This window comes from Acinetobacter sp. YK3 (assembly GCF_001729365.1).
GTDB classification, from domain to species: domain Bacteria; phylum Pseudomonadota; class Gammaproteobacteria; order Pseudomonadales; family Moraxellaceae; genus Acinetobacter; species Acinetobacter vivianii.
In genome coordinates this window covers 1-5069 of sequence record NZ_LZPJ01000054.1, presented here as the reverse complement: position 1 = coordinate 5069, position 5069 = coordinate 1, and the positions used below count along the sequence as shown (strand labels likewise).

Sequence of the window (5069 nt, the reverse complement as noted above, 5' to 3'; positions counted from 1 at the left end):
GATGCAGCCTGCATCGCATAGCTATGACCAGAACCCGATAAACGTGACTGCCAACGCGTTTTACGTTGCTGTAACAGTTCAATAATGCGATCTTTCTCATCAAAACGTAGTTGCTCAAAAGCCAATTTCAATAATTGAATTGCATCCAGTTTTTGTGTCAACGATTTGGTGGTTAAAGTCAGCCATGCGCTGATACGGTCTTTATCATCCACCTTACTACGCAAAGATGCGCCCATCCCCAGACCACCACTCACGGCTGTCTGAATCTGCTGGAATTCAAGATAATCATATTCTCCAGCGCCGACTTCACCCATCAGAATCGAAAGTAAATTGAAGTAAGGTGATTGAACAATCTCGTCAGGAATCTGAATTAACACTTGTTGATAGTAAATACCATTGGTACCAGCATGGTATAAATTTAACGGCGTATCTAAACGATTACAGATAATTTCGCGCAACTGGCCTTGAACAATCTGCAACTCGGCAGGTACATCTTCCAAACCAACTTTTGGTAATAACTCAAGATTATCAGGCGTATCCTGACGCTGCTTTAAGGCTGCAGTTTTTTCTTCAATCTCGATCTTCTGCGCATCGGTTAAATTGGCCGTAATCTCAGCCAGACGCGCCTGTTCTGCTTGCTGCTCTTTCACCGATTTGGTTGCATCAGGGACCAAAGTCATTTGTACACGATGCGGATTATCTAACAAGTGAGTTTGAATAAGGTTTGACAACCACATCGGGTCTTTCAACTCTTCTTTCACTTGCTCAATCGCAGAGTCCACGTCCCAGACATGAATCGGATCACTATGATGAATGGCACTGCCCAAACCATTTAAAATCAGGCTTAAACCGTACGGTGTACCATCGCCATTGATTTCACGTTGATGTAATTCAATTTGATGAAGAATGGCATCGACAAAATCGGTATCTACTGGCTTAGAAGCCACATCTTTCAGAATATCCAGAATGCCATTTTTAAATGTTTCTGCATGTTCAGCATTTGAACCTTGAACACCACAATAGAAAGTCATTTCAAAGTTGCTGTCATCAACCCCCATGAGTGGGCCTGTTGACTGTGCATAACCACAGGTTTCCAGATAGTGACGTAAAGGTGAAGCCGAATTCTCTAATAGAATCCCCTCAACCAAACGCATACCTAGACGGAGTTTGGTATCGCTGGTTTGTGGCAATAACCATGACATTACATGATAAGTTTTATCTTTCAAATCTTCACTATCAACCGCATAGCTTTCAGTCACTTCGACTGGTGCAGTCAAGCGTTTCTCAGGTTTTGAGTATAAAGTCGTGCCTTGAGAGAACTTGTGTAATGCCAGACTTTCAAACTGTTCTTGCAGATCGTACGCGCTTTGATTGCCAAAAGTCATGAATACCGCATTGCTTGGGTGATAATGCGTTTTATAGAAATCAACTAGTTGCTCATAGCTTAAATCTGGAATGTCTTTTGGATCGCCACCAGAGTTGTAGTGATAAGTTGTTTCTGGGAACAAATGATGTGCAAGTTGATGATAAAGCTGATCTGTCGGAGAGCTCATCGCACCTTTCATTTCATTAAAGACAACGCCTTTATACACCGCCTGATCATTTTCAAGCTCAATACGGATCCCTTCCTGAGCAAAGTCTAACGGATTCAGATTGGCAGCAAATGCAGCGTCCAAATAAACAGACAGTAAGTTTTGAAAATCTTTTTTGTTTTGTGTCGCAAATGGATAGGCTGTCCAGTCGGCGGCAGTAAAAGCATTCATAAACGTATTGAGGGAACGACGGATCATCAGGAAAAACGGATCACGTACAGGAAACTTCTCAGAACCACACAACGCGGTGTGTTCTAAAATATGTGCTGCTCCTTTCGAATCCATTGGCTGGGTTCTAAATGCAACCAAAAACACATTTTCATCATGACTAGTCGCCAAGTGATAGTGAACAGCGCCAGTCACTTTATGCTTATATTCTGAAACTTGAATATCGAGTGCTTCTACATGGTGTTGACGTAATAGCTGAAACGCGGGATGAATAGTTTGAGTAATGCTTTCAGTAACATCTACAGTCATGTGATCTCCAATTTATCTCTATTAAATCATTACGATTGATTATAGAGAGTCTACCGAAGAATACGTATCGATATCCATGTAAATTACTCTATTTTTGTAGAAAAATGCAGCGGCTAAACACAACACAGTTGATTAAAAAACTTTCCGAAAATTACTGTACCCCCAATCTACACCTTCATATCCCATACGTTGGTAGAAATTAGCCGCATTTTTAGTATCGGTAAATAAACACAACTGCTCAAAATAAGTTTGGGCGTACTGCTCGATATGCTTCAACAAATATGCTCCCACTGTTTTTTGACGACAATCAGGATGAATATAAAAACGGCGTAGTCTGCCCATTTTTCCAGTTTTATCGAAAGGGTCCTGACTAACACCACCTACTGCAATCAGCTCCTGATCTTTATATACTGCAAATAAGCCTTCTCCATATTGATCAAAACGATTTTCACCCGTTTCAAAGTCGTGCTTAAGTCTTTTTAAAAACCGGAACCCTTCTCGTTCAGACAATTCAATCAGCATATTCAGATCAGTCGGCAGCGTTAAAATTCGTTCTATTCTTAATCATTGTAATAAATGCATGTCTTTGTCCTGAATTTCCCGCGTATAAACAGCTGAATTTTTTTCAACAAACTATTGTAATCCTGAGCATTGGTGTAAACTTTGCTTTTTGATTTTTACTGTGATGACAAACATGGCAACTGTTGATCTTTTTGCAATTGGTAATGCACTCATTGACCAGGAATTTAAAGTTTCTAATGAGTTTTTAGTAGAACAAGCTTTGCAAAAAGGTACCATGCAATTAGCAGATGGCGAAACACAGGCAGATTTATATCAAAAATTACAAACTACCCAAAGCTACAAAGGCCAAGCCAGTGGCGGTTCAGCAGCGAATACAAGCGTTGCTTTTAGTGCTTTAGGTGGTACTGCATTTTATGGTTGCCGTGTAGGTAACGATGAACTTGGCTCAATCTATTTAACCGGTTTAAACGAAGCTGGCATTAAAACAGCAACCCAATCAATCAGCGAAGGTGTGACAGGCACCTGCATGGTACTGATTAGTCCAGACTCTGAACGTACCATGCAAACTTATCTCGGTATTACCGCTGAATTGACAGCTGAACAGATCGACTTTGAACCATTAAAAACAGCGAAATGGTTATATATCGAAGGTTATTTATCAACCAGCGATACTGCACGCGTAGCGGTTAAACAGGCACGAGAGCTGGCTAAAGCACACGGTGTTAAAATTGCCCTTTCTCTTTCTGATCCTGCAATGGTGCAATATGCTCGCTCAGGTTTAGAAGAACTGCTCGATGATGGCGTTGACTTGCTTTTCTGTAACGAACAGGAAGCACTCATGTTCAGCAATACAGAAAATCTTGACGCTGCAATTGAAACACTGAAACTAAAAAACCAGCACATTGTAATCACACAAGGTGCCAAAGGCGCCGTCATCGTAAATGAAGCTCACCAGTTTCATGTGAATGGCCGCGTAGTTGAAGCAGTCGATACCAATGGCGCTGGCGATGCATTTGCTGGCGCATTCTTGTATGCAATTAATGCTGGTTTGAGCTTGGAAGCAGCCGCTCAACTTGCTATTTTAATCTCTAGCGAAGTTGTTGCACAATTCGGCCCACGTTTAAGTGTCGAAAACTACGCAGAACTCTTGGAAAAATTTAAAAAAGCTCAACAGGAATGTGCTTAACATGGAAAAGATTTGCATGACTGAAGAAGTCCCTGAGCGTGAGTCTCGTGCATACGATACGATGAAAGGGACAACTATTTTTATTACTCAAAAAGATGGCAGCTTTTATGCCTATCAGAATGTTTGCCCGCATTTGCAGACAGAACTTGAGTTCTTGGAAAATCAGTTTCTTGATCAGGATCGCGAATATATTCAATGTTCTACTCACGGCGCCCTATTCTCTGTTGAAACAGGCGAATGTATTTCAGGCCCATGTCTGGGTGAATTCCTTGAAAAAGTAAATCTGGAAGTCCACTCAGATGGTGGTATTTATATCGATTGATGCTTAAATCATGAATTCTGCAATGACTGAGTTTTTCCTCAACTACTACCTTATGCCATTTCATATGAGCGTAGTCGCTTTGATCGTGCTTAGCATTGCAGAAACCATTGGTATTTTTATCGGCTTACGTCCAAGCCATCTGGTGAAGAAACTTGCCCCAGAATGGTTACTGAACTCGCCTTTAGTAGATGTAAAGTTTTCCAAATATCTGATTTTTGTTTTCTTGCTCATCAACTTTAGTTTTGCGGGCTATTTTCTTGAGCTTTCGTTCTTTGCCTTACAGCATTACTTTATTTCTCCATATTATTTATTTGTTCCTGCTTTGATCATCGACATTTTCTTTACTGTCTTTATGATTCACTGTCTGGATCAGGTAATTAAACCCAAAGTCATTCATACACATACCAATCTGGTTGGTCGTCTAGCAACAATTTCAACGGGAAATGCCCGTCCAGGTTTTTCTGCTCAGGCGCGTGTTCGTGATGAGTTTGGACAACTATACTATGTACAAGTTGAACCAGAATATGGCGAACTGGAATTACAATCACAAGTCCTGCTGATTAGCCAAAAATCCAATTCACACTATCTTGCAAAAAAGATTTCTCTTTCAAATAACCTGTTTACCCCAGATTAAAACCAATCAAAAACTGCTAAACGCGATCTCCAAGTCCAAAATAAACACAATGTTACAAAAGTACACAATAAAAATAGGGGTTTTATATCTTCCCTTCTGAAGTGATTCGTGATCTAGAAATACGGCAAAACACAAAAGTGATGTTCGTCACATTTCTACAAATAAACTCTACCTAAATGCTTGGTTTTATCAGTATTTCAATCTAAGAATAATTTAGATATGTAGTTAAAATGATAAGCCACTGTATATATTATATATTTTATATCCATACCATTTTGGTTGGTTTAATATTTATTTAATTCATTTTAAACCAGAGCTTTTTAATCAGATTTAAAA

Annotated in this window: 5 protein-coding genes; 3 read left to right on the top strand and 2 right to left on the bottom strand. The window is 39.9% G+C overall.

From position 1 onward, the window contains the following. Nucleotides 1–2069 (bottom strand): insulinase family protein (locus A9Z07_RS04985; RefSeq protein ID WP_069577408.1); only part of this gene is annotated, 2069 nt, incomplete at its 3' end. A 132-nt stretch (nt 2070–2201) separates the two neighbouring features. Next, entirely contained in the window at nt 2202–2591 is a 390-nt protein-coding gene (locus tag A9Z07_RS04980; RefSeq protein WP_069577403.1) for a GNAT family N-acetyltransferase, read from the bottom strand. A gap of 172 nt (nt 2592–2763) precedes the next feature. Here A9Z07_RS04980 and A9Z07_RS04975 point away from each other — a divergent pair, with 172 nt between their 5' ends. From A9Z07_RS04975 to A9Z07_RS04965, 3 genes are read left to right on the top strand one after another with little or no spacing between them, the layout of a single operon-like run. Then, a complete protein-coding gene (locus A9Z07_RS04975) occupies nt 2764–3777 on the top strand; it encodes an adenosine kinase (protein ID WP_069577412.1) in 1014 nt (337 codons plus the stop codon). A gap of 16 nt (nt 3778–3793) precedes the next feature. Continuing rightward, nucleotides 3794–4099, top strand: a complete 306-nt coding sequence (locus A9Z07_RS04970) for a Rieske (2Fe-2S) protein (RefSeq protein WP_104021878.1) — start codon at nt 3794–3796, stop codon at nt 4097–4099. A 22-nt stretch (nt 4100–4121) separates the two neighbouring features. Further along, the gene (locus tag A9Z07_RS04965; RefSeq protein ID WP_171066990.1) at nt 4122–4733 is read left to right on the top strand and encodes an OB-fold-containig protein; all 612 of its coding nucleotides are present in this window, start codon (nt 4122–4124) and stop codon (nt 4731–4733) included. Nucleotides 4734–5069 lie beyond the last annotated feature (336 nt).